This is a genomic window from Streptomyces sp. NPDC057950, from assembly GCF_042887295.1.
Classification (GTDB): domain Bacteria; phylum Actinomycetota; class Actinomycetes; order Streptomycetales; family Streptomycetaceae; genus Streptomyces; species Streptomyces kaempferi.
This window is the reverse complement of the sequence record NZ_JBHVPP010000003.1, coordinates 172,801-195,905: the sequence shown is the minus strand read 5'-3', so window position 1 is coordinate 195,905 and position 23,105 is coordinate 172,801. Positions and strand designations below refer to the sequence as shown.

The window sequence follows — 23,105 nt, the reverse complement described above, 5'->3', positions numbered from 1 at the left end:
GTACACGTCTCTCCGCACCCGCACCGGAGCTCCGGTGACGCGTCCGTGTGCCCGGCACCGGGGACACCGGTGCCGTCCCTCCATCCCCCCATGGCAATTCCCGTACCAGGGAAGGGAACCCGATGAGACGCAGACAACTGGGCATCACGGCGGCGGCGGCCGCCTGCACCCTCGCCGCGACCGGCCTGGCCCTCGCGCCGGCCGCCGCGGCCGTCAGCCCGCCGACCGCCACCATCGCCGCCACCTGCACACTCGGCGGCGGAGGTGCGGCCACCCTCACGGCCACCCAGGACGGCACGGCCGCGACGATGACCCTCAGCTCCACCTCGATCACCTCCCCGCTCCCCCTGGCGCGGGACTCAATCGCCTCCACGCTGACGCTGACGAAGGCCGGGGGCGGCACCACCGCGTTCACCGGCACGAAGAACCCGGCCATCGCGGCCGGCGGCGGAGTCTCCGTGGGTCCGCTCGACGGCACCGTCGCCTCCGGGGACAGCCTGGACGTGTACGGCGGCTCCCTGCGGATGGTCGTCTTCGGCATCACCATCTCGTGCACCGCGAACGCGCCGCAGTCACCGGGCCCGTTCGTGTTCGACTGATCCCGCTCCCGCGCAGGTGAGGGCCGGTGCCGCCCGCGCGCCTCGGCACCGGTCCGCCCGCCCGGCGCGCCCGCGGACCGGCCGGTCCGGTGACCTTGACACAAACTGATGGGCCATCAGTTGATGGCCCTGCGTTCCATTGACTTCTTTTACGGCCCGCACGTCAATGGCCCCCTGTCGGCGCGGACGAGCCGCTGCGCCCGCATCCCTCAGGAGGGGGCAACAACCATGGGAACCACGGGTTCGACAACCCGAAGACGCCGCTGGGCGGCGCTGCTCGGGGCGACCGCGCTGGCGGTCACCGCGGGCGGGGCGCTGGCCGCCCCGGCCGGAGCCGTGTCCACGGAATCCCAGAACGTGGACTTCGCCACGCACTGCATCCCGCCGGCGATCGCGGGCATCCCCCCGATCGACGGCACCACCACCGCGGTGGTCTCGGTGGACAACGCCACGCCCAAGGTCGGTGACACCGTCACCGTCACGTACAAGGTGGTCACGCCCGCCGCGAGCAACCCCACCGCCATCAACCTGCCGGCCGACATCATGACGCCCACCGGCAAGGTCACCCTCGGCGGGGCCCAGACGGGCTCCATCACGGTCGCGGGCCCCAAGAAGAACGACCCGGTCGCGGGCAACGCCCCCTTCCCGTCGTTCAGCATGACCGGCACCTTCACGGTCACCGCGCCGGGCGCCATCACGCTCTCGCCCGGCGACTACAACATCCACACCAGCTACATCCTGGAACTCGACACCCCGTGCACGGTCACCAACCCGCCCGCCCCGGTCTCCGACACGGTCACCGCGACGGACGGGAGCCAGACCAACACCCGTGCCATCACGCTCGGCACGGCGTCCGGGAAGCCCGGTGACAGCGTGACCGTCACCGGCAGCCACTTCACCCCGGGCGCCACCGTGACCCTCGCCGGACGGTCCGGGGCCACCCAGACCGCCGACACCGCCACCGCCACCGCCGACACCCAGGGCGCGTTCAGCGGCACGCTGGCCGTCAACGACAAGACGACGACCGGTGTGGTGGCGTACGAGGGCGCGAGCTGGAGCGACGCCAAGGGCGCGGGACCGGCGGCGTACGTCGTCGTCGACGACACGCCCGTCCCCGGCAACGCCCAGAAACTCACCACCACGGTGAAGGCGGGGACACTGTCGATGTCACAGGCCGGGGACGCCGTCCAGCTGTCGGCGGTCGACTTCGGCCAGGGCGGGGCCTCGAACGGAGCCCTGCGCACGGTGACCGTCAAGGACTTCCGCGGCGGACCCGCGGGCTGGTCCCTGACCGGCAAGGTCACCGACTTCACCGGTCCCGGCGCCAAGATCGACGCCGGCCGGCTGAGCTGGAGCCCCGCCTGCGCCACCAAGGCGGGCAGTCCGAGCACCTGTCAGGCCGGTTCGTCCGGCACGGTCGGGAGTTCGGGAGCGACACTGGCGTCCACTCCCAACGGGGGCCTCACCGGCGGTGAGTTCACCGTCGACGCGGGCCTGTCGCTGGACGTACCCGCGTTCACCCCGCCGGGCTCGTACGCCGGCGTGCTCACGCTGACGCTCACCTGACCGGTCCGTCCGTACCCCGGTGGCCGGGCGCGCACCCGCCCGTCCACCTCGTCCGTGGGGGTCCGCACCCATGCGCAAGCCGTACGCCCTCCCGCCGTCCGTCCTCCCGTACTTCCTGTCCCTCCTGCTCGCCCCGCTCGTCCTGCTCGCGCCGGCCGCGTCCCGCGCGTACGCCGCCGACAACGGCAGCTGGTCCGTCTACCCGTTCGCCACCCAGCTCTCCGCACGGCCGTACTTCATCCTCTCCGCCGATCCCGGCACCACGGTCAGGGACAAGGTCACCGTCACCAACAAGACCGGTGCCCCTCTGTCCTTCCGGCTCTACGCCGCCGACGCGTACAACACCGTGCGCGACGGGGGCTTCGCGGTGCGCACGGCGAAGGAGCGACAGCGGGAGGTGGGCGCCTGGGCGCGGCCGGCCCGCTCCCGGGTGACGGTTCCCGCGCACGGCTCGGTCACCGTCCCGTTCACGCTCCGGATCCCCGAACGGGCCGAACCCGGCGACCACGCCGGCGCGCTGGTCGCGCTCGACGAGCGGATCGATCCGGGCTCCGGAGGGGTCGCGATGGGGGTCCAGCGGGCGGTCGGCGCCCGGATCTACCTCCGGGTCGGCGGACCGACGGTCCCCGCCCTCGCCGTCGAGAAGGTCCGTATCAGCCACCACCAGCCGCTGGTCCCCGGGACGGGCCCCAGCACCGCCACCATCTCCTACACCCTCCACAACACGGGCAACGTGACGCTGGACCCGAGGGTGCGGCTGAAGGCCGAGGGGCTCTTCGGGCGGACGCTGTTGTCCCGGGGCCTGACCAGGATCCCCGCCGAACTGCTGCCCGGACAGCGGGTACGGCTGAGCGAGCCGTGGCGCGGGGCGCCTCAGCTCGACTGGGGCGACGTGACCCTGACCGCGAGCGCGCAGGGCACCCGGCAGTCGGCGAGCACGTCCTTCCTCGCCCTGCCGTGGCTGGTACTGGCCCTGGTACTGGCGGCGGCGGTCGGCGGCGCGGTCGTGGTGGTCAGGGCGCGCGGCGGGCGGGGGTGGCCGTGGGCGCCCGGAGCGGCGCGGCGCCGTGGCCGGCCGTGGCCGCTCAGAGGGCGTCGGGGCCGCGCTCGTCCGTCCGAACCCGCACCACCGTCTCCACCGGAACCGTCCACACCTTCCCGTCGCCGATCTTCCCCGTCCGCGCGGCCTTGACGATCGCGTCGACGGCCGGGCCGGCGTCCGCGTCCTCGACGACGACCTCGATACGGACCTTGGGGACCAGGTCGACCTGGTACTCGGCGCCGCGGTACACCTCCGTGTGCCCGTGCTGGCGCCCGTACCCGCTGGCCTCCGTCACGGTGAGACCGTGGACGCCGAGTTCCTGCAGAGCGGTCTTGACCTCGTCGAGGCGGTACGGCTTGACGATCGCGGTGATGAGCTTCATGCCTGGGTCCTGGCCTTCTGCACGGTGGGGAGGGACGACGGGACCGGGGCCCGGTGGCCCGGGACCCCGTGATCGTAAGCGGTTCCGGCGTGTGCCGTGGGGCGGCGGCCGGTGTGTTCGCGGACCTCGTCCGCCCGGCGGCCGACGCCCTCGCCGAAGCGTGCGGGAGGGGCGGTCCGTGGTGTGTGGGGGCTTGCGGAACCTCGCCGCGGGCGCTGGGGGCGCACGGCGTGCGGCAGGTGCCCGTGGATCAGGGAGAATGGGCGCCATGAGCGTTCGTAGTCAGTCATCCGAGCCGTCCGAGGCCACCCATCGCGCCGGTTTCGCCTGTTTCGTGGGCCGCCCCAACGCGGGCAAGTCCACCCTCACGAATGCTCTGGTCGGCCAGAAGGTGGCGATCACCGCGAACCAGCCGCAGACCACGCGGCACACGGTACGAGGCATCGTGCACCGCCCCGAGGCCCAGCTGATCCTGGTCGACACCCCCGGTCTGCACAAGCCGCGCACCCTGCTGGGCGAGCGTCTCAACGACGTCGTGCGCACGACGTGGGCCGAAGTGGACGTCATCGGTTTCTGCCTGCCCGCGAACGAGAAGCTCGGCCCGGGGGATCGTTTCATCGCGAAGGAGCTGGCGTCGATCAAGAAGACGCCGAAGATCGCGATCGTCACGAAGACCGACCTCGTGGACAGCAAGACGCTCGCCGAGCAGCTCATCGCGATCGACCAGCTCGGTCAGGAGCTGGGATTCGAGTGGGCGGAGATCGTGCCGGTGTCGGCCGTCGCCGACCAGCAGGTGAGTCTGCTGGCCGACCTGATCGTCCCGCTCCTCCCCGAGGGGCCCGCCCTGTACCCCGAGGGCGACCTGACCGACGAGCCCGAGCAGGTCATGGTCGCGGAGCTGATCCGTGAGGCGGCGCTGGAAGGCGTACGCGACGAACTGCCGCACTCCATCGCCGTCGTCGTGGAGGAGATGCTCCCGCGCGAGGACCGGCCCGCCGACAGACCGCTCCTCGACATCCACGCCTTCGTCTACATCGAGCGTCCCAGCCAGAAGGGCATCATCATCGGCCCCAAGGGCAAGCGCCTGAAGGAGGTCGGGATCAAGTCCCGTAAGCAGATCGAGGCGCTGTTGGGCACCCCGGTCTTCCTCGACCTCCATGTGAAGGTCGCCAAGGACTGGCAGCGAGACCCCCGCCAGCTCCGCAAACTGGGCTTCTGACCCGCCCCGGAGCCGCCGCGCCCCCCTCTTCCTCCTGCGGGGGGGCGCGAAATCTCGCGCCCGGTCCGGCCTCGAGGGGCCCCGCCTTCAACGCCGGACGGCCGCAGACTCCTGAAGGCGCGCGGGGGAACGGCGCGACCAGCCCCCACGCGCCCACCACCCGAAAACCCACCGGGGCCGGGGCGCAACCCCATGAGGACGCCGGGCGACCGACGGAGTCAGCCCGCGGTCACCGTCGCACGTACCGCCCCGTCCGGCCCCGCCAGCAACACCGGCGTGTCCGCCCCGCCGAGGTCACGTACGGCCGCCCGGTCCTCCTCAGGAACGGCCTCCGCCCCGGAGACCACCGCCGCCGCCTCCAGGGACGTCGCCCCGGAGGCCACCGCCATCGCCACCGCCGTCCGCAGGGCGCTCAGCCGCAGCGAGGGCAGGTCCACGGTGCCGGCGACATAGGTACGGCCCGTCTCGTCCCGGACGGCCGCCCCCTCGGGCACCCCGCTGCGCGCCCGCGCGGAGCGGGCCAGGGTGACGATCTTGCGGTCCTCGGGGTCGAGCGCGCTGCTGTCGGTCATGCCCCGAGCATACGAAGTGCCGCCCCGGCCCCGCTCGGCGGTCCACGCCTGTCCCGCCACCGGGTGGCGCCGACCCCCGCCGTCCCTCCTCAGGGGCGGTCGAGCCGGAGGCGCTCGGCCTTCGGCAGACCGGCGACGACGAGGTCGTACGAGTCCTCGACCAGCTCCCGGACCACACGGTCCGGGAGCTCGCCGTCGGCCGTCACGGTGTTCCAGTGGCGCTTGTTCATGTGGTAGCCGGGGATGATCAGTCCCGGGTGCTCGCCGCGCAGCCGGATCGCGTCCTCCGGGGCGCACTTGAGGTTGACCGTCAGCGGGCGCGCGTCCAGGCTCGAGAGCGCGAAGAGCTTGCCCAGGACCTTGAAGACCGAGGTCTCCGGGTTGAAGGGGAACTCCTCGACGGCCGCGTTGAAGGAGAGGCAGAACGCGCGCAGCTGCTGCGGGGTCATTCCGGCTTCTCCTCCTCGCGGGGCCCGGCGGTGGCGGCCGGTTCGACGAGCACCGTGACGATCTTGTTCCGGCGTCCGGCCGCGGTCTCCGCGGTCAGCCGCAGCTCCCGCCCGTCGGGCAGCTCGACGACGGAGGAGGCACCGGCGATCGGGACCCGGCCGAGCGCCTTGGCGAGCAGTCCGCCGACCGTCTCCACGTCCTCGTCGTCGTACGCCTCGAAGCCGTACAGCTCGCCGAGGTCGCCGATGTCGAGACGCGCGGTCACCCGGTAGCGGTCGTCGCCGAGCTCCTGGACCGGCGGCAGTTCACGGTCGTACTCGTCGGTGATCTCGCCGACGATCTCCTCCAGGATGTCCTCGATGGTGACGATGCCGGCCGTGCCGCCGTACTCGTCGATGACGACGGCGACGTGGTTGCGCTCCTGCTGCATCTCGCGCAGCAGATCGCCCGCGTTCTTGGTGTCGGGCACGAAGGTGGCGGGCCGCATGGCCGTTGACACGAGCTCGGACTCGGCGTCGCGGCTGATGTGCGTCTTGCGGGCCAGGTCCTTCAGGTACACGACGCCGACGATGTCGTCCTCGCTCTCCCCGGTGACGGGAATGCGCGAGAAGCCGGAGCGCAGCGCCAGGGTGAGCGCCTGCCGGATGGTCTTGTAGCGCTCGATGACGACCAGGTCGGTGCGCGGCACCATGACCTCGCGTACGAGGGTGTCGCCGAGTTCGAAGACGGAGTGCACCATGCGGCGCTCCTCGTCCTCGATCAGCGACTCCTTCTCGGCGAGGTCGACGAGCGCGCGCAGTTCGGCCTCGGAGGCGAAGGGGCCGCGCCGGAAGCCCTTGCCGGGTGTCAGCGCGTTGCCGATGAGGATGAGCAGCGACGGGATCGGGCCCATGATCCGCGCGAGCGGCAGCAGGACGTACGAGGCCGCGGTCGCCGTGTTCAGCGGGTGCTGGCGGCCGATGGTGCGCGGTGAGACGCCGACGGCGACGTACGAGACGAGGACCATGACGCCGATGGCGACCCCGAGGGCCTGCCAGGTCTTGTCGAACTCCTGCAGGCAGGCGTACGTGACGAGCGCGGCGGCCGCCATCTCGCAGGCCACGCGGACGAGCAGCGCCACGTTGAGATAACGGGTCGGGTCGGCGGCGACCTGCGCGAGGTTGGCGCTGCCGCGCCGCCCGCCGCGTACGGCCTCCTCGGCGCGGAAGCTGGAGACGCGCGCGAGGCCCGCCTCCGCGCAGGCGGCGAGCCACGCGACGACGACCAGCAGGACGGCGCCGAGTACGAGTTGAGGACTCATGACACGGTCGGGGCCGGTGAGGGGCCCGTCATGCCCTTCTCCGCGCGCCAGCCGTCCACGATGGCCGCCTGGAGGCCGAACATCTCGGCCTTCTCGTCGGGCTCCTCGTGGTCGTAGCCGAGCAGGTGCAGCACTCCGTGGACGGTGAGGAGCTGGAGCTCCTCGTCCATGGAGTGCTGCGTCGGCGCGTCCTTGCCCTGCTGCTCGGCGACCTCCGGGCACAGCACGATGTCACCGAGCAGCCCCTGCGGCGGCTCGTCGTCGTCCTTGGACGGCGGGCGCAGTTCGTCCATGGGGAAGGACATGACGTCCGTGGGACCCGGCAGGTCCATCCACTGGATGTGGAGCTGCTCCATGGCGTCGGCGTCCACGACGATCACCGAGAGTTCGGAGAGCGGGTGGATGCGCATCCGTGCGAGCGCGTAGCGGGCGATGTCGAGGATCGCCTGCTCGTCGACCTCGGTTCCGGACTCGTTGTTGACGTCGATCGACATGCTGGTGCTGGTCTACTTCCCCTTGTGTCCGGCGTTGCCGCGGCCCTTGCGGGAGCCGTTCTCGGTGCCGTTCTCGCTGTCGTACTTCTCGTACGCGTCGACGATACGGCCGACCAGCTTGTGCCGTACGACATCGTGGGACGTGAGCCGTGAGAAGTGCACGTCGTCGAGGCCCTCCAGGATGTCCTGGACCTGACGCAGGCCCGACTGTGTCCCGTTCGGCAGGTCGACCTGCGTCACGTCACCCGTGATCACGATCTTCGATTCGAAGCCGAGGCGGGTGAGGAACATCTTCATCTGCTCGGCGCTGGTGTTCTGGGCCTCGTCCAGGATGATGAAGGCGTCATTGAGCGTACGCCCGCGCATGTACGCCAGGGGCGCGACCTCGATCGTCCCGGCCGCCATCAGCCGGGGGATCGAGTCCGGGTCGAGCATGTCGTGCAGCGCGTCGTACAGCGGGCGCAGGTAGGGGTCGATCTTCTCGTAGAGCGTGCCGGGCAGGAAGCCGAGGCGCTCGCCCGCCTCCACCGCCGGGCGGGTCAGGATGATGCGGTTGACCTGCTTGGACTGGAGCGCCTGCACGGCCTTCGCCATCGCGAGGTAGGTCTTGCCGGTGCCGGCGGGGCCGATGCCGAAGACGATGGTGTGCTTGTCGATGGCGTCGACGTACCGCTTCTGGTTGAGCGTCTTGGGTCGGATGGTGCGGCCGCGCGAGGACAGGATGTTCTGCGTGAGCACTTCGGCGGGGGTCTCCTCGCCGTCGCCCTCCCCGTTCTCGCTCGCCCTGAGCATGGCGATCGAGCGTTCCACTGCGTCCTCCGTCATGGGCTGCCCCGTGCGGAGCACCAGCATCATCTCGTCGAACAGGCGCTGGACGAGGGCGACTTCACCGGCGTCGCCGACCGCACTGATCTCGTTTCCCCGGACGTGGATGTCGGCCGCCGGGAAGGCCTTCTCGATCACGCGCAGCAGAGCGTCTCCGGAACCCAGAACAGTCACCATGGGGTGCTTGGCCGGGACGGTGAAGTGCGCGCGTGCCTGCCCCTGGGCGGGGCCGTGAGCTGTGGGTGTCTGAGTCATGGGCCGGCTCTGTAGGCCTGCTTTTCCTCCTTGATCGGCACGCTTGCCACGGGGGCAGCCTTGCGGTTCCAAGCGTACGTCTCCGCACTGACAGAGCCGTAGGGCTTTTCGTCACCTCTCCCCGCGGTCTCGTCCTTTCCCCCGGGCACGGTTCACACCGACCGCCCGAACCCGATCGTCGGCACCGCCCGCCGCAGCGGCCACGGCCGTGTCACCTCCGGCAGCAGGTCCTCCAGGAAGGCGTACCGGCGCAGTGCCGCCGGATCCTGGTCGTCGACGGACTGGACGCGGCGCCACCAGGCCGCGATCTCGGACCAGCCGGGGGCCGAGAGGGAGCCGCCGAACTCCTGGACCGACAGGGCGGCGGTGAGGCCGGCGAAGGCGAGGCGGTCGGCGAGCGGCCAGTCCGCGAGGGTGCCCATCACGAAGCCGGCGACGAAGACGTCCCCGGCACCGGTGGGGTCGAGGGCCTCGACGTCGATGGCCGGGACCGCGGCGGTCTCGCCGGTGCGGCCGTCCACGGCGTAGGCGCCCTCGGAACCGAGGGTGACGACGGCCAGCGGTACGTGCTCGGCCAGCGCGTGCGCGGCGGCCCGCGGGCAGCGCGCGCCGGTGTAGCGCATCGCCTCCTCGGCGTTCGGCAGGAACGCCTCGCAGTGTTCGAGGTCCGCGAGGCCAGCGAGGTCCCAGCGGCCGGTGTCGTCCCAGCCGACGTCCGCGAAGATCCGGGTGCCCGCGCGCGCGGACTCGGCGATCCACTGCGCGCGCGTGCCGGGCGCCAGGGAGGCGACTGCGGCCCGCGCGCGGGGGGCGTGTTCCGGGGCGGTCTCCACCGGCGGCGGCTCGTGCCCGTGGCTGACCATCGTCCGCTCGCCCTCGTAGGCCATGGACACGGTGACCGGCGAGTGCCAGCCGGAGACCGTGCGCGACGGGGAGAGGTCGATGCCCTCGCCCTGCTCCAGGGCGTCCCAGCAGTATTCGCCGTAGTGGTCGTCCCCGAAGGCCGCCGCGAGGGAGGTTTTCAGGCCGAGCCGGGCCAGCGCCGTCGCCATGTTCGCCACCCCGCCGGGGCTCGACCCCATGCCGCGCGCCCAGGACTCCGTCCCGCGCACCGGGGCCGAGTCGAGCCCCGTGAAGACGATGTCGAGGAAGACGGTGCCGGTGAGGTAGACGTCCCAGGGCGGATCCTGGGGGGTGCGCAGACCGGCGAGCGGGTCGACGTGGGCCTGGCAGTACGGTCGCTCTCCGTCGGACGCGATCACGGTGCGCTCCCTGAGGTGGTGCGGATTCAGGCCAGTGTGCACCAATTGGCCCGCGGGACGGAGCGGACCTCGCGGAGGCGTTCGTCGCGCATCGAGTCCTCCGAGCGGACAGGGCCGGAGGACGGAAAACCCTGCGTTTACCCCGCCTTCACCGCACCAAACAGAACGTGATCCAGATCACGGCGCCCCACCTGTTTCCCGCCCGGACCGGCTTGATACAAATTGCCCGCGCGTTCCTGTCCGTCGACAGCCGCTCAACCCCCTCACCGAGCCGCTTCTTTCGCATGCCCTGGGAACGCCCGTGTCCTCCCGCACCACCATGCCCTGGCCCCTCGTCGCCCTTTTCACGGCCGGGTACCTCGCCCCGTACCTCCTGCCGACCACCGTCGGCAGACTGAACGCGGGTCTCCCCCTCTCCGCCACCGAGGCCGGTTGCGCAGGCAGCGTCCTGCTGCTGAGTTCGGCGACGGCGGGCTTCCTGCTCGCCTCCCGCGTCGACCGCTTCGGCCCGCGCCGGCTGGCCCGCGCCGGGCTGCTGCTCGCCGCCGTCGGCTACGGCACCGCCGCTGTGACCACCACCCTCGCGCTGGTCGTCGCCGGCGCGATCGTCGGCGGTCTCGGCTCCGGCACGATCACCACCGTCGCCGCCACCGGGATCGCCGCCCAGCGCGACCCCCACCGCACCACGACGTTCGGTCTGCTCGGCGTCTCCGCCCTCGCGGGCACGCTGTACCTGGCGATCCCGCACCTGGGCCCGGGGCACGGCCAGCCGCTCGCCGCGATCGCCGTCACCGCGCTGCTCGTCCTGCCCGCCACCCGGCGGCTGCCCACCCGCGTACCCGCCGCGCGGACCCTGCGCGCCGGCACCCCGCTTCCGCACCTGCGCGCCGGGGCCGTACTGGCCGTCGCCATGCTCTGCTGGTCCCTCGCCCAGAACTCCCTGTGGGGCGTCAGCGGCCGCATCGGCCTGAACCAGGCGGGGCTGAGCGAGGTCACCGTCGGAGCGGTCTTCGCCGCCGCGCTCGGCGCCGGGCTGCTGGGGGTGATCGGGGCGGGTGCGCTCGGCCCGCGCCTCGGCCGCGCGCTGCCCATCGGCGCGGGCACCGCGCTGATCGCGGGCTGTATCGCGCTCAGCGCGGCCGCCGACGACCTGTCGTCCTTCGCGACCGGCGAGATCGCCTGGAACACGCTGTACCCGGTCGTCCTGTCCTACGTGATCGGGCTCGCCGCGTCCCTGGACCAGCGCGGGCGATGGGCGGTCCTGGTGGGCTCCGCCTCCTCGCTCGGCACGGCCTGCGGGCCGCTCACGGGCAGTCTTCTCTCCGCGTGGGCGGGTTACCCGGGGATGGGGGTGATCCTGGCGTTCGGCCTGCTCCTGCTCACCGTCCCGATGACGGCGGTGGCCCTGCGCACCCGGCGTGGCACCCCGCAGGAGCACGCGGTGGTGGAGATCCCGCTGGAAACCGCCACGGCCCGGCGGGCGGCGTACGGCACGGCGGGCCCCCGGCAGACCGCCGCCGCGTCGGCGGCACCGGGGCCCGGACCGGGCTGACCCCCGGACCGGACGGGGTGGCGGGTTTATGTCTGCGGGCCCACTGCCGGCGGGCAGCTGCCGACAGGGCACGCCCCCAACGACTCCCCTCCCGGCGCACCCGCCGGGGGTGTGCGGGCCCACTGCCGGCAGGCGGCTGCCGACAGGGCACGCCCCCAACGACTCCCCTCCCGGTGCACCCGCCGGGGGTGTGCGGGCCCACTGCCGGCAGGCGGCTGCCGGCAGGCACGCCCCCAACGACTCCCCTCCCGGCGCACCCGCCCGAAGCGGCCCCCGCCCCGAGCGGCACCGTCCCAGGCGGGCCGCTCCAGGCGGGCCGCTCCAGGCGGGCCGCTCCAGCCGGCCCGTTCCGAGCCGAGCCGCTCCGAGCCGGCCCTACTCGAACTCGTACGCCTCGACCTCGGCGAGGTAGCGCGCCCGCCGCTCCTCGTCGTGGTCGAGGAAGGACGCCACGAACGAGTTGCGCGCCAGTTCCCGCATCCGTTCGCGGTCCAGCCCGAGCGCCTCGCGCACCGCGTGGAAGGTGTCACCGACGTACCCCCCGAAGTAGGCGGGGTCGTCGGAGTTGACGGTGCACAGGAGCCCGGCGTCCAGCATGGCGGGCAGGGGGTGGTCCTCCAGGACGTCCACGGCGCGCAGCCGTACGTTCGACAGCGGGCAGAGCGTCAGCGGCACCCTGTCCCGGACCAGCCGCTCGACCAGCTCGGGGTCCTCCATGCAGCGCAGCCCGTGGTCGACGCGCTCGACGCCGAGGACGTCCAGCGCCTCGGTGATGTACGCGGGCGGCCCCTCCTCGCCGGCGTGGGCGACGCGTCGCAGCCCGAGGGCGGCGGCCGCCTCGTACACCTCGCGGAACTTGGCCGGCGGGTGTCCGACCTCCGCCGAGTCGAGGCCGATGCCGACGATCCGGTCGAGGTGGGGCCGCGCGGCCTCCAGCGTCGCCATCGCCGACTCGGCGGACTCGTCGCGCAGGAAGCACATGATCAGCTGGGTGGAGACGCCGTGCGTGTCCTCGCTTCGGGAGAGCGCGCGGGACAGCCCCTCGACGACCGTCCCCATCCCGACCCCGCGCGCCAGGTGGGCCTGCGGGTCGAAGAAGATCTCCGCGTGCCGCACACCCTGCGCGGCGGCCCGCGCGAGATAGGCGTCGGCCAGGTCGGCGAAGTCCTCCTCGGTCCGCAGGACGGCCATCAGCTCGTAGTACAGGTCCAGGAACGACTGGAGATCGTCGAAGAGGTACGCCTTGCGCAGCTCCTCGGTGTCCGCGTACGGCAGCGTCACGCCGTTGCGCGCGGCGAGCTCGAAGGCGAGCTCGGGCTCCAGGGTGCCTTCGACATGGAGGTGCAGTTCTGCTTTGGGGAGGGGCATCAAAGCATGGTACGGGCGTTTTATGAGCGCTTCGGAACCGGCACCCGCATGAGGTCGTGCGCCACCGTCAGCTCCCCCTCGAACCCGGCGGCCCGTGCCTGCCGCTCGAACTCCCCGGGATCGGAGTAGCGCTGACTGAAGTGCGTGAGCACCAGATGCCGTACGCCCGCGTCGCGTGCCGTCCGGGCCGCCTGACCGGCGGTCAGATGCCCGTGGTCGGAGGCGAGCTGCTCGTCCTCGTCCAGGAACGTCGACTCGATGACGAGCAGGTCGCAGCCCTCGGCGAGGGCGTCCACCCCCTCGCACAGCCGGGTGTCCATGACGAACGCGAACCGCTGTCCGCGCCGCACCTCACTGACGTCGTCCAGACGGACTCCGCCCAGGGCTCCCTCACGCTGGATCCGTCCGACGTCCGGCCCCTTGATGCCGTGCGCGGCGAGCCGTTCGGGCAGTATCCGCCGTCCGTCCGGCTCGACCAGCCGGTATCCGAAGGACTCCACGGGGTGGGAGAGTCTGCGGGCCTCCAGGGTGTAGGAGGCCGTGGCCGCGAGCACGCCGTCCGTGTCGACCGGCGCCTCGGTGAGCGCGACGGTCTCGCGGTAGGCGGTGGCGTACCGCAGCCGGTCGAAGAAACGCTGACCCGAGCGGGGGTAGTGCGCGGTGACCTCGTGCGGTACGCGGTCGAGGTTGACGCGCTGGATCACCCCGGCGAGCCCGAGCGAGTGGTCGCCGTGGAAGTGCGTGACGCAGATCCGGTGCAGGTCGTGCGCGGCGACCCCGGCCCGCAGCATCTGCCGCTGGGTGCCCTCGCCCGGGTCGAAGAGCAGCCCCTCCCCGTCCCAGCGCAGCAGATAGCCGTTGTGGTTGCGGTGCCGGGTCGGGACCTGGCTGGCGGTGCCGAGGACCACCAGTTCACGTACGGACAAGGCCGGTCACCCCGGTGGCCACTGCATGCCGCGGCCACCGAGCAGGTGCGCGTGGGCGTGGAAGACGGTCTGTCCCGCACCGCTGCCGGTGTTGAACACGATCCGGTAGCTGTCCAGCTTCTCCTCGCCCGCGATCTCACCGGCCTCGCGCAGCACGTCCGCCGCGATCCGGGGCTCGGCGGCCGCCAGCGACGCCGCGTCCGGGTGGTGCACCTTGGGGATGACCAGGATGTGGGTGGGCGCCTGCGGGTTTATGTCGCGGAAGGCGAGGGTCGTCTCGCTCTCCCGGACGACGGTCGCCGGGATCTGTCCCGCGATGATCTTGCAGAACAGACAGTCGTCCTGCGGTTCTCCCGCCATGCGTGTCCCTCCTCGTGCCGGCCGGCCCCTGTGTCCCGGACGGCGTCGGTCCCCGCGTCCCGCACGGCGCCGACCACCGCGCCGAGCACGGCGCCGATCATTACGCCGTGCATGCTATCGGCACCTCCGTCAGCCCAGCTCCGGCAGGGACGGCGGGGTCTTCGCCGGGTTCTCCTCCAGGGCCGCCAGCGCGATCCGGATCGCCTCGTCCAGCTGGACGTCGCGGCCGGCGGCGTGGTCCTGCGGAGTCTGGACCACCTCGATGTCCGGGTCGACGCCGTAGTTCTCCACGCCCCACCCGTACCCCTCCAGCCAGAACGCGTACTTGGGCTGGGTGACGAGGGTGCCGTCGACGAGCCGGTAGCGGCTGTCGATGCCGATCACGCCGCCCCAGGTACGCGTGCCCACCACCGGACCGATCCCGAGCGCCTTGACCGCCGCGTTGACGATGTCCCCGTCCGAGCCGGAGAACTCGTTGGCCACGGCGACGACGGGGCCGCGCGGCGCGTCCTCCGGATAGCTGTACGGCCGCATCCCGCGCGGCAGGTCCCAGCCCACGATCCGCCGGGCGAGCTTCTCGACGACCAGCTGGGAGGTGTGGCCGCCGCGGTTCTCCCGCACGTCCACGACCAGCCCCTCCCGGGCCACCTCGATCCGCAGGTCGCGATGGAGCTGCGCCCACCCGGAACCGACCATGTCCGGCACGTGCAGATACCCCAGCCGGCCCCCGGAGCGCTCGTGGACGTACGCCCGCCGGTCCGCCACCCACGCGTGGTAGCGCAGCGCCTCCTCGTCGGCGAGCGGGACGACCACGGCGTGCCGGGGGTCGCCGCCGCCGGACGGGGAGACCGTCAGCTCGACCGGCTTGCCCGCCGTGCCCACCAGCAGCGGCCCGGGACCGGCCACCGGGTCCACCGGCTGCCCGCCGACCTGGACGATCGCGTCCCCGGCCCGCACCGCGACCCCCGGCGCGGCGAGCGGTGCCCGCGCGTCGGGGTCGGAGGTCTCCGAGGGGAGGATCCGGTCGATACGCCAACTGCCGTCCTCGTGGCGGGAGATGTCCGCCCCGAGCAGTCCCTGCGCCCGGTCGCCGCCGCTCCGGCCGCCGCGCGGGATCACATACGCGTGCGAGGTGCCCAGCTCGCCCTGCACCTCCCAGAGCAGGTCCACCAGGTCGTCGTGGGTGGCGATCCGGTCGAGCAGCGGGCGGTAGCGGCCGAGTACGTCCGCCCAATCGGCCCCGCCCAGATCGGGCCGCCAGAAGTTGTCCCGCATGAGTCGGCCCGTCTCGTCGTACATCTGGCGCCACTCGGCGGCCGGGTCGACCGTCTGACGGATCCGCGAGAGGTCGACGGTGATGTTGGTGTCGCTCCCGTCGTCGTTCGAGGCGCGCCGGTCGCTGGGGACGAGCTTGAGCTTGCCGTCGGTCCACAGCAGGACCCGCTTGCCGTCGCCGGTGACGGCGAAGTGGTCGGCGTCCGCGGCGAGATGCTCGATGCGGTGCTGGGCCAGGTCGTACCGCTCCAGCTCGGTCTTCGGGTCCGGGTCGTCCGGGGTGGCGCGGGAGGCGCCGAGCACACCGCGGACCGGATGGCGCAGCCACAGCAGGCCGTCCTTGGCGGCCCGCAGCGTCGAATAGCGGGCCGCCTCGACGGGGAACGGGACGATCCGGTCGCCGAGTCCTTCGAGGTCGATCCGGGTCGCGGGGGTGCCCTCGCTGTCGGGCGTCTCGGCCCCGCGGCCCTCGGGGGCCTCGAAGGCACGGCCGTGCCGCTGCGGTCCGAAGGGGGACGGGGTGGTCGCGGCCAGCGTGATCAGGTAAGGGCGGGATCCCTCCACGAACGCCAGGTCGAAGACGTGTTCGTCGTAGACCGGGTCGAAGGAGCGCGCGGAGAGGAAGGCGAGGTGCTTGCCGTCGAGGGTGAACGCGGGCGCGTAGTCACGGAAGCGCAGCGGCGTCGCCTCGGTGACCGACAGGTCCGCGGTGTTCGCCAGTTTCAGCTGGCGCAGCGGCCGCGGGCCGGGGTGCGACCAGCCGAGCCAGGCCGAGTCCGGCGAGAAGACCAGCCCGCTGACGTCCCCGTCGGTGCTGCGGTCGACCTCGCGCACCTCGCCGGTCTCCCGCTCGACGAGCAGCACCCGTCCGTCGTGCGAGGCGACGGCGGCGCGGCTGCCGTCGGGTGCCATCGCGAGCCCGAGGACGCGGCCGAGCTGCCCGGCGGCGAGCCGGCGCGGGGTCGCTCCGGGGACGGTCCCGGTCGCCGGCGCGAACTCCAGCGCGTCGTCGCCCGCCGCGTCGGTCACCCACACGACGTGCTCCTCGCCGTCCACCCGGAAGGTGCGCGGCAGCCGGGCGCGCACGCCGGGCCGGGTGGCGAGCGCGCGGGCAGGACCCGAGCGGTGGGTGATCCAGTGGACGGAGCCGCGCACGGAGACCGCGCTGCCGCGTCCGGTGTGGTCGGGCGCGGCGGCCGAGAACCAGTGGGACGCGCTGACGGGGTGCGGCTGCTGGTCGACGCGCTGTCCGCCGAGCCGGATGTCGAGCCTTCGCGGCTCGGCGCCGTCCAGGTCGTCGAGCAGCCACAGTTCACCGGCGGACGCGTAGACGACCCGGGTGCCGTCGGTCGCCGCGTGCCGGGCGTAAAAACCTTCGAGGGGCGTGTGGCGGCGCAGGTCGGAGCCGTCGGCGAGGGACGAGTAGAGGGCCCCCACCCCTTCGTGGTCGGACAGGAACGCGAGCCGCTCCCCTGCCCACACGGGGTATTCGAGGTTCCCGTCCAGCTCCGCGTGCAGGCGTACGAACTCGCCGTCGCCCTCGCGGTCGATCCACAGCTTGCCCGCCGTGCCGCCGCGGTACCGCTTCCACCAGGCGGCCTCGCGTCCCATCGGGGCGGACAGGAGCAGCACGCCCGGCCCGCCGTACGCGACGTCGCCGACCGGCCCGTACGGAAGGGTGGTGGCGGGACCGCCGTCGAGCGGGACGGCCCGCGCCCAGCTGCGCCGCAGGCTCGCCTGGCCCTGGGCACTGAGGGCGAGCACATGGCCTTCCGGGGTCCAGCCGCGCACCTGGGTCCGCGGATCGCCCCAGTACGTGAGCCGTCCGGCCGCTCCGCCGGCCAGCGGGGCCACGTGCACCTCGGGCGCGCCGTCCCGGGTGGAGGTCCAGGCGACGCTCTCACCGTCGGGCGAGATGCGTGGGTGGTTCACCGGGACGTTGTCGGCGCTGACCCGCCAGGCACGGCCGCCGCCGTCGAGGGGAGCGACCCAGACGTCGTCCTCGGCGGTGAACGCGACCAGATCGCCACGCAGATGCGGGAAACGGAGGTAGCCGGACGATACGGACGATGCAGACTGAGTCACCCGATCACCCTATGCAGCGACAGCTCACCCGGAAAGGGGTTTGGATCACTTGCCCCGGCGGGTGGGGGCGGGTGCGGGGGTGCGCCTCAGTTGCGCAGGAGCAGCCACTCCTGGAGCTCCACGAGGTTGCCCTCCGGGTCCTTGAGATGGGCCACGCGCATGCGGTCTGTCATCGGAACGGGGCCGTGGGCGATGACGCCGCCGCGCGCGACGACACCGGCGCAGTAGGCGTCGAGGTCGTCGACGCGCAGGACGACCAGGGAGCGGTGTCCCGTCGCCGAATCGCCCAGTTCACCCAGGATCCGGGCCATCATGGCGCGGTCCTGGAGGGCGATGCCCGCGGAGCCGGTGGCGGCGCTGAACTTCTCGTACGGTCCCCGGGCCGCCCCCGACTGGGGCTTGAGGCCGAGGACTTCGGCGTAGAAGCGGTAACAGGCCGGGAAGTCGGCGACGAGCAGCCGTACCTGGGCGAGTTCCAACACATCCCCCGTGGGTGGTCGTTCAGGACCAGCGGCCGGTGCGCCCCAGCAGCAGCGCGGTCGCCGCGGTCCCTGCGGTCGACGTACGCAGCACGCTACGCCCCAGCCGGTACGCCTTCGCACCCGCCTGCGCGAAAAGGTCCAACTCCTCGGGGGAGACGCCCCCTTCGGGTCCCACGACCAGAACGATCCTTCCGGACGAGGGCAGTTCGGCCGTGGCGAGCGGCTCACTGCCGTACTCCCGGTCCTCGTGCAGCACCGCCGCGAAGTCCGCTCCGGCCAGAAGCGCGGCAACCTGCTTGGTCGTCGCCGCGTCCGCGACCTCGGGGAAGCGCACCCGGCGGGACTGCTTGCCGGCCTCGCGCGCCGTCGCCCGCCACTTGGCGAGCGCCTTCAGACCCCGGTCGCCCCTCCACTGGGTGATGCAGCGCGAGGCGGCCCAGGGGACGATCGCGTCCACCCCGGTCTCGGTCATGGTCTCGACGGCCAGCTCTCCCCGGTCGCCCTTGGGCAGGGCCTGGACGACGGTGATCCAAGGGGACTGGGGAGGTTCCTCGGCGACGGAGTCGATGCGGACGGTCAGCCGGTCCTTGCCCTCGGCGTCGACGACGGTGCCCTGCGCCCAGCGCCCGGCACCATCGGTGAGGACGACCTCCTCGCCGGACCGCAGCCGCTTCACGGAGACGGCGTGCCGGCCCTCGGGACCGTCGAGGACATAACGTCCCGCGCTGTCCGCGTCGAAGTGGTCGACCACGAACACCGGTGCCGTCATCGCTCCGTACCGCCCGCACCGCCGGGCAGGGACAACGCTGTCCTGGCCGCGTCCAGCTCGGCGAGCAACACCTCCACCAGCTGTCCCGCGGACAGTTCACGGGCCATCCGGTGCCCCTGCCCCGCCCACAGGGCCATGCCCTGCGCGTCGCCCGCCCTGGCCGCCGCCTTGCGCAGCGGGGAGGTGAGGTGGTGGACGTCGGGGTACGCGGCGGGCGCGTACGGCCCGTGCTCCCGCATGAAGCGGTTGACCAGGCCGCGCGCGGGGCGGCCGGAGAACGCGCGCGTCAGCTCCGTGCGGACGAACAGGGGGTTGGTCAGGGACTGCTTGTGCACGGCGTGCGCGCCGGACTCCGGGGTGGCGAGGAACGCGGTACCGAGCTGCGCCGCGTCCGCGCCCGCGGCGAGCGCCGCGGCGATCTGGCTGCCGCGCATGATGCCGCCTGCGGCGACGACCGGGATCCGCACGGTCTCGCGGACCTGGGCGATCAGGGAGAGCAGCCCGATCCCCGTGCCGTCCGTCTCCGGGTTGTCGCGGTGGGTGCCCTGGTGACCACCGGCCTCCACGCCCTGCACGACGACCGCGGCGGCCCCCGCCCGCTCCACCGCGAGGGCCTCCTCGGCCGTGGTCGCGGTGATCATGGTGAGGGTGCCGACCCGCGCGAAGGAGTCCAGGACGTCACGGGTGGGACAGCCGAAGTGGAAGGAGACCACCGGCACCGGGTTGTCGAGGAGGACCGCGAGCTTGGCGTCGTAGCCGTCGTCGCGGCCGCTGTCCGGATCGCCGAGCTCCGTCTCGTACCAGGATGCCTCACCGGCCAGCTGGTGGGCGTACACCTCGACGGTGGCCGGGTCCGCGTACTCGGCCTGCGGCATGAAGAGGTTGACCCCGAAGGGCCGGCTCGTCAGCCCGCGCACCTGCTTGATCTCCTGGTACATGCCGTCGGCGGTCTTGTACCCGGCGGCGAGGAACCCGAGCCCGCCGGCCTCGGACACGGCGGCCGCGAGGTGCGGGACGGAGACGCCGCCCGCCATGGGGGCCTGCACGATCGGGTGAGGGAAGAGATCGGTCAGTGCGGAGGACATGACGGCATGTTGTCACGTCCTCCGAACAAGTCCGAAATCCGGCCTTCCGCCCGCCGTGGGCCGCCGGGGCGGACGGTCCACGGCCCTTTTCCGTCCCCGCCGCCCCTGCCCGTCGCCGTCCGGGTCAGCGGCCGTTGAACGCGTCCTTCAGGCGGGAGAAAAGGCCCTGCTGGCCCGGCTGGAACTGCCCGGTCGGACGCTCCTCGCCGCGCAGCTGCGCCAGCTCCCGGAGCACGCGCTCCTGCTCGGCGTCGAGCTTGGTCGGCGTGGTGACCTCGACATGCACGATGAGGTCGCCCCGGCCGCCGCCGCGCAGATGCGTGACGCCGCGCCCGTGCAGCGGGATCGACTGCCCGGACTGCGTGCCGGGCCGGATGTCGACGTCCTCGAGGCCGTCGAGGGTCTCGAGGGGCACCTTGGTGCCGAGCGACGCCGCGGTCATCGGGATGGTGACCGTGCAGTGCAGGTCGTCACCGCGACGCTGGAAGGTCGAGTGCGGCAGTTCGTGGATCTCGACGTAGAGGTCGCCGGCGGGACCGCCACCGGGCCCGACCTCGCCCTCGCCCGCGAGCTGGATCCGGGTGCCGTTGTCGACGCCCGCCGGGATCTTGACCGTGAGCGTGCGCCGGGACCGGACCCGCCCGTCACCCGCGCACTCCGGGCACGGGGTCGGCACGACGGTGCCGAACCCCTGGCACTGCGGGCACGGACGGGACGTCATGACCTGGCCCAGGAACGACCGCGTGACCTGGGACACCTCACCGCGTCCGCGGCACATGTCGCAGGTCTGGGCGGAGGTACCCGGCGCGGCGCCTTCACCGCTGCAGGTGGCGCACACGACGGCCGTGTCGACCTGGATGTCCTTCGTCGTGCCGAAGGCGGCCTCGTCCAGCTCGATCTCGAGCCGGATCATGGCGTCCTGGCCGCGCCGCGTGCGCGACCGGGGGCCCCGCTGCGACGCCGTGCCGAAGAAGGCGTCCATGATGTCCGAGAAGTTGCCGAAGCCACCGGCGCCGAAGCCACCGGCGCCCGCGCCGCCCGCCTGGGACAACGGGTCGCCGCCGAGGTCGTAGACCTGCTTCTTCTGCGGGTCCGACAACACCTCGTACGCGGCGTTGATCTCCTTGAACCGCTCCTGCGTCTTCGGATCGGGATTGACGTCCGGGTGCAGCTCGCGTGCGAGCCGCCGGAAAGCCTTCTTGATCTCGTCCTGGGACGCGTCGCGGCGCACGCCGAGCACGGCGTAGTAGTCCGTGGCCACTTAAGACTCCGCCAGGATCTGTCCGACGTACCGTGCCACCGCTCGTACCGCTCCCATCGTTCCCGGGTAATCCATGCGGGTCGGTCCGACCACGCCGAGTTTGGCTACTGCCTCGTCGCCCGAACCGTAGCCGACGGAGACCACGGACGTGGAGTTGAGTCCCTCGTACGCGTTCTCGTGACCGATCCGTACGGTCATGCCCGAATCCCCCGCCTCCCCAAGCAACTTGAGGAGCACGACCTGTTCCTCCAGCGCTTCGAGCACCGGTCTGATCGTGAGGGGAAAATCATGCCCGAAGCGGGTCAGGTTCGCGGTGCCGCCGATCATCAGACGTTCCTCGGTCTCCTCGACGAGCGTCTCCAGAAGGGTGGAGAGCACCGTCGCGACGGTACCCCGGTCGTCCGCCTCGAAGGCGTCCGGCAGGTCCTGGACGAGCGGCGGGACGTCCGCGAAGCGGCGGCCCGCGACCCGGCTGTTGAGCCGGGCCCGCAGATCCGCCACGGACGTCTCCCCGAACGGCGCCGGACAGTCGATCATGCGCTGCTCGACCCGCCCCGTGTCCGTGATCAGGACGAGCATCAGCCGGGCGGGCGCCAGGGACAGCAGCTCCACGTGGCGCACGGTCGATCTGGTCAGCGACGGGTACTGCACGACGGCGACCTGCCGCGTCAGCTGCGCGAGCAGCCGCACGGTCCGCCCGACGACGTCGTCGAGGTCGACCGCGCCGCCCAGGAAGTTCTGGATGGCGCGCCGCTCGGGCCCGGTCATCGGTTTGACGCCGGCGAGCTTGTCGACGAAGAGCCGGTAGCCCTTGTCGGTGGGGATGCGCCCGGCACTGGTGTGAGGCTGGGCGATGTACCCCTCGTCCTCCAGGGCGGCCATGTCGTTGCGGACCGTGGCCGGGGAGACTCCCAGCCGGTGCCGCTCCGTCAGCGCCTTGGAACCGACCGGCTCCTCGGTGCCGACGTAGTCCTGGACGATGGCGCGCAGCACTTCGAGCCTGCGTTCACTCAGCATCGCGCACACCTCCAGATGTCGGTCCCTCGTCGCCTCGCTTGGCACTCAGCGCGTGCGAGTGCCAGCATTCCCCGGCTCAGTGTACGGCCGGTGGGTACGGCCCCGGCAAGGGCGGGCCCGCGATCTTGTGCACGTATGCCGACGTGTCCCGCGATGTCTCACCGGCGTCCGCCCTCCGGCTAGCGTCACCGCATGAAGGTGACTTGGGAAGAGCCGGGGTGGGAGGAGCTCGCCCCGCACGTGGGGCGGCGGCGGCTCGCGGGCTGGGACTGCACGGCCGGGCTGGTGGTGGGCGGGGGCTCGGCGCTCATGGTCGACGCGGGAGCGAGCCTCGGGGAGGGCGCACGGTTGCGCGCCGAGGCGCGACGGCTCCTCGGCCCGGACCGGGACGTGACGCACCTCGCACTGACCCACCCGCACTTCGACCATGTCTTCGGCGCGGCGGCGTTCACGGGCGCGCGGGTGTTCGGGGCGGCCGGCCTCGGCGCGGTCCTCGCGCACGAGGGCGAGGAACTGCGCGTGGACGCCGTACGCCACGGCCTGGACCCGCGTGACGCCGCCGAGGCCGCGGGCGCCCTGGTGCCCCCGCTGCACTCCGTGTCGGGCGAGCGGACGCTCGACCTGGGCGGCGGTGTGCGGGCCCTGCTGGCGGACGTGGGTCCCGGCCACACGGCGCACGATCTGGTGGTCCTGGTGACCGGGGCGCCCGGCTCCCCGGAGGTCGTCTTCTGCGGGGACCTGGTGGAGGAGTCGGGTGAGCCCCAGGCCGGTCCCGATGCCGTCCCCTCCCGCTGGCCGGCCGCGCTGGACCGGCTGCTCGCCCTGGGCGGCGACGAGGCCGTGTACGTGCCCGGCCACGGGGCCGTGGTGAACGCGGCGTTCGTCCGGGCCCAGCGGGACGCGCTGGCGACACGTTTCGGCGTGTCGTAGGGATCTCCCCGCCATCGCCCCGCCGGTTC

The 23,105-nt window shown here is 72.6% G+C and carries 22 protein-coding genes; 6 read left to right on the top strand and 16 right to left on the bottom strand.

Going from position 1 to position 23,105, the window contains the following annotated elements:
- Positions 1–122 precede the first annotated feature (122 nt).
- The 3 genes from ACFVTC_RS07740 to ACFVTC_RS07730 all read left to right on the top strand — a co-directional run bounded on the left by ACFVTC_RS07740 (position 123) and on the right by ACFVTC_RS07730 (position 3,357).
- Entirely contained in the window at positions 123–599 is a 477-nt protein-coding gene (locus ACFVTC_RS07740; RefSeq protein WP_390125034.1) for a hypothetical protein, read from the top strand.
- A 228-nt stretch (positions 600–827) separates the two neighbouring features.
- Positions 828–2,165: a beta-xylosidase gene (locus ACFVTC_RS07735; protein ID WP_390125032.1), complete on the top strand. Its 1,338-nt coding sequence runs from the start codon at positions 828–830 to the stop codon at positions 2,163–2,165.
- A 70-nt stretch (positions 2,166–2,235) separates the two neighbouring features.
- Positions 2,236–3,357, top strand: a complete 1,122-nt coding sequence (locus tag ACFVTC_RS07730) for a WxL protein peptidoglycan domain-containing protein (protein ID WP_390125029.1) — start codon at positions 2,236–2,238, stop codon at positions 3,355–3,357.
- Here the strand turns inward: ACFVTC_RS07730 and ACFVTC_RS07725 are convergent.
- Positions 3,251–3,589 (bottom strand): P-II family nitrogen regulator, encoded by a 339-nt coding sequence (locus ACFVTC_RS07725; RefSeq protein WP_148013890.1) that lies wholly within the window; start codon positions 3,587–3,589, stop codon positions 3,251–3,253. The two genes, ACFVTC_RS07730 and ACFVTC_RS07725, sit on opposite strands and share 107 nt — an antisense overlap.
- Positions 3,590–3,848: 259 nt before the next feature.
- On the opposite strand from ACFVTC_RS07725, the gene era reads away from it, so the two are divergent.
- Complete coding sequence (gene era, locus ACFVTC_RS07720) at positions 3,849–4,808, top strand: GTPase Era (RefSeq protein ID WP_390125027.1); 960 nt, start codon at positions 3,849–3,851, stop codon at positions 4,806–4,808.
- A gap of 218 nt (positions 4,809–5,026) precedes the next feature.
- Here era and ACFVTC_RS07715 read toward each other — a convergent pair whose 3' ends face one another.
- The 6 genes from ACFVTC_RS07715 to ACFVTC_RS07690 all read right to left on the bottom strand — a co-directional run bounded on the left by ACFVTC_RS07715 (position 5,027) and on the right by ACFVTC_RS07690 (position 9,966).
- Positions 5,027–5,380 (bottom strand): cytidine deaminase, encoded by a 354-nt coding sequence (locus ACFVTC_RS07715; RefSeq protein WP_390125025.1) that lies wholly within the window; start codon positions 5,378–5,380, stop codon positions 5,027–5,029.
- A gap of 89 nt (positions 5,381–5,469) precedes the next feature.
- Positions 5,470–5,829 (bottom strand): MmcQ/YjbR family DNA-binding protein, encoded by a 360-nt coding sequence (locus tag ACFVTC_RS07710; protein ID WP_390125023.1) that lies wholly within the window; start codon positions 5,827–5,829, stop codon positions 5,470–5,472.
- Positions 5,826–7,130 carry a hemolysin family protein gene (locus tag ACFVTC_RS07705; RefSeq protein ID WP_390125021.1) on the bottom strand — a complete coding sequence of 435 codons (1,305 nt, stop codon included), beginning with the start codon at positions 7,128–7,130 and terminating at the stop codon, positions 5,826–5,828. The genes ACFVTC_RS07710 and ACFVTC_RS07705 overlap by 4 nt, the downstream gene beginning before the upstream one ends.
- Positions 7,127–7,624: an rRNA maturation RNase YbeY gene (ybeY, locus tag ACFVTC_RS07700; protein ID WP_168528039.1), complete on the bottom strand. Its 498-nt coding sequence runs from the start codon at positions 7,622–7,624 to the stop codon at positions 7,127–7,129. Before ybeY ends, ACFVTC_RS07705 begins: the two co-directional genes overlap by 4 nt.
- Positions 7,625–7,636: 12 nt before the next feature.
- The gene (locus ACFVTC_RS07695; protein WP_153290687.1) at positions 7,637–8,704 is read right to left on the bottom strand and encodes a PhoH family protein; all 1,068 of its coding nucleotides are present in this window, start codon (positions 8,702–8,704) and stop codon (positions 7,637–7,639) included.
- 152 nt (positions 8,705–8,856) lie between these two features.
- Positions 8,857–9,966 carry a carbohydrate kinase family protein gene (locus ACFVTC_RS07690; RefSeq protein WP_390125017.1) on the bottom strand — a complete coding sequence of 370 codons (1,110 nt, stop codon included), beginning with the start codon at positions 9,964–9,966 and terminating at the stop codon, positions 8,857–8,859.
- A gap of 319 nt (positions 9,967–10,285) precedes the next feature.
- On the opposite strand from ACFVTC_RS07690, the gene ACFVTC_RS07685 reads away from it, so the two are divergent.
- Complete coding sequence (locus tag ACFVTC_RS07685) at positions 10,286–11,518, top strand: MFS transporter (protein ID WP_390125486.1); 1,233 nt, start codon at positions 10,286–10,288, stop codon at positions 11,516–11,518.
- 375 nt (positions 11,519–11,893) lie between these two features.
- On the opposite strand, the gene ACFVTC_RS07680 is transcribed toward ACFVTC_RS07685, so the two are convergent.
- From ACFVTC_RS07680 to hrcA, 9 genes are all read right to left on the bottom strand, one after another.
- Positions 11,894–12,886 (bottom strand): adenosine deaminase, encoded by a 993-nt coding sequence (locus ACFVTC_RS07680; protein WP_390125015.1) that lies wholly within the window; start codon positions 12,884–12,886, stop codon positions 11,894–11,896.
- A gap of 20 nt (positions 12,887–12,906) precedes the next feature.
- Complete coding sequence (locus ACFVTC_RS07675) at positions 12,907–13,812, bottom strand: ribonuclease Z (protein ID WP_390125013.1); 906 nt, start codon at positions 13,810–13,812, stop codon at positions 12,907–12,909.
- A 6-nt stretch (positions 13,813–13,818) separates the two neighbouring features.
- Positions 13,819–14,172: a histidine triad nucleotide-binding protein gene (locus ACFVTC_RS07670; RefSeq protein ID WP_356808373.1), complete on the bottom strand. Its 354-nt coding sequence runs from the start codon at positions 14,170–14,172 to the stop codon at positions 13,819–13,821.
- 129 nt (positions 14,173–14,301) lie between these two features.
- The gene (locus ACFVTC_RS07665) at positions 14,302–17,532 is read right to left on the bottom strand and encodes a S41 family peptidase (RefSeq protein ID WP_390125008.1); all 3,231 of its coding nucleotides are present in this window, start codon (positions 17,530–17,532) and stop codon (positions 14,302–14,304) included.
- 86 nt (positions 17,533–17,618) lie between these two features.
- A complete protein-coding gene (locus ACFVTC_RS07660) occupies positions 17,619–18,011 on the bottom strand; it encodes a VOC family protein (RefSeq protein WP_390125005.1) in 393 nt (130 codons plus the stop codon).
- A gap of 22 nt (positions 18,012–18,033) precedes the next feature.
- Positions 18,034–18,783, bottom strand: coding sequence for a 16S rRNA (uracil(1498)-N(3))-methyltransferase (locus ACFVTC_RS07655; RefSeq protein ID WP_390125004.1), 750 nt, complete (start codon positions 18,781–18,783; stop codon positions 18,034–18,036).
- A complete protein-coding gene (locus ACFVTC_RS07650) occupies positions 18,780–19,868 on the bottom strand; it encodes a nitronate monooxygenase (protein WP_390125002.1) in 1,089 nt (362 codons plus the stop codon). Before ACFVTC_RS07650 ends, ACFVTC_RS07655 begins: the two co-directional genes overlap by 4 nt.
- Before the next feature lie 124 nt (positions 19,869–19,992).
- Positions 19,993–21,129 carry a molecular chaperone DnaJ gene (dnaJ, locus tag ACFVTC_RS07645; protein WP_390124999.1) on the bottom strand — a complete coding sequence of 379 codons (1,137 nt, stop codon included), beginning with the start codon at positions 21,127–21,129 and terminating at the stop codon, positions 19,993–19,995.
- Positions 21,130–22,146: a heat-inducible transcriptional repressor HrcA gene (gene hrcA, locus ACFVTC_RS07640; RefSeq protein WP_168528048.1), complete on the bottom strand. Its 1,017-nt coding sequence runs from the start codon at positions 22,144–22,146 to the stop codon at positions 21,130–21,132.
- 192 nt (positions 22,147–22,338) lie between these two features.
- On the opposite strand from hrcA, the gene ACFVTC_RS07635 reads away from it, so the two are divergent.
- Positions 22,339–23,076: an MBL fold metallo-hydrolase gene (locus tag ACFVTC_RS07635; protein ID WP_390124996.1), complete on the top strand. Its 738-nt coding sequence runs from the start codon at positions 22,339–22,341 to the stop codon at positions 23,074–23,076.
- Positions 23,077–23,105 lie beyond the last annotated feature (29 nt).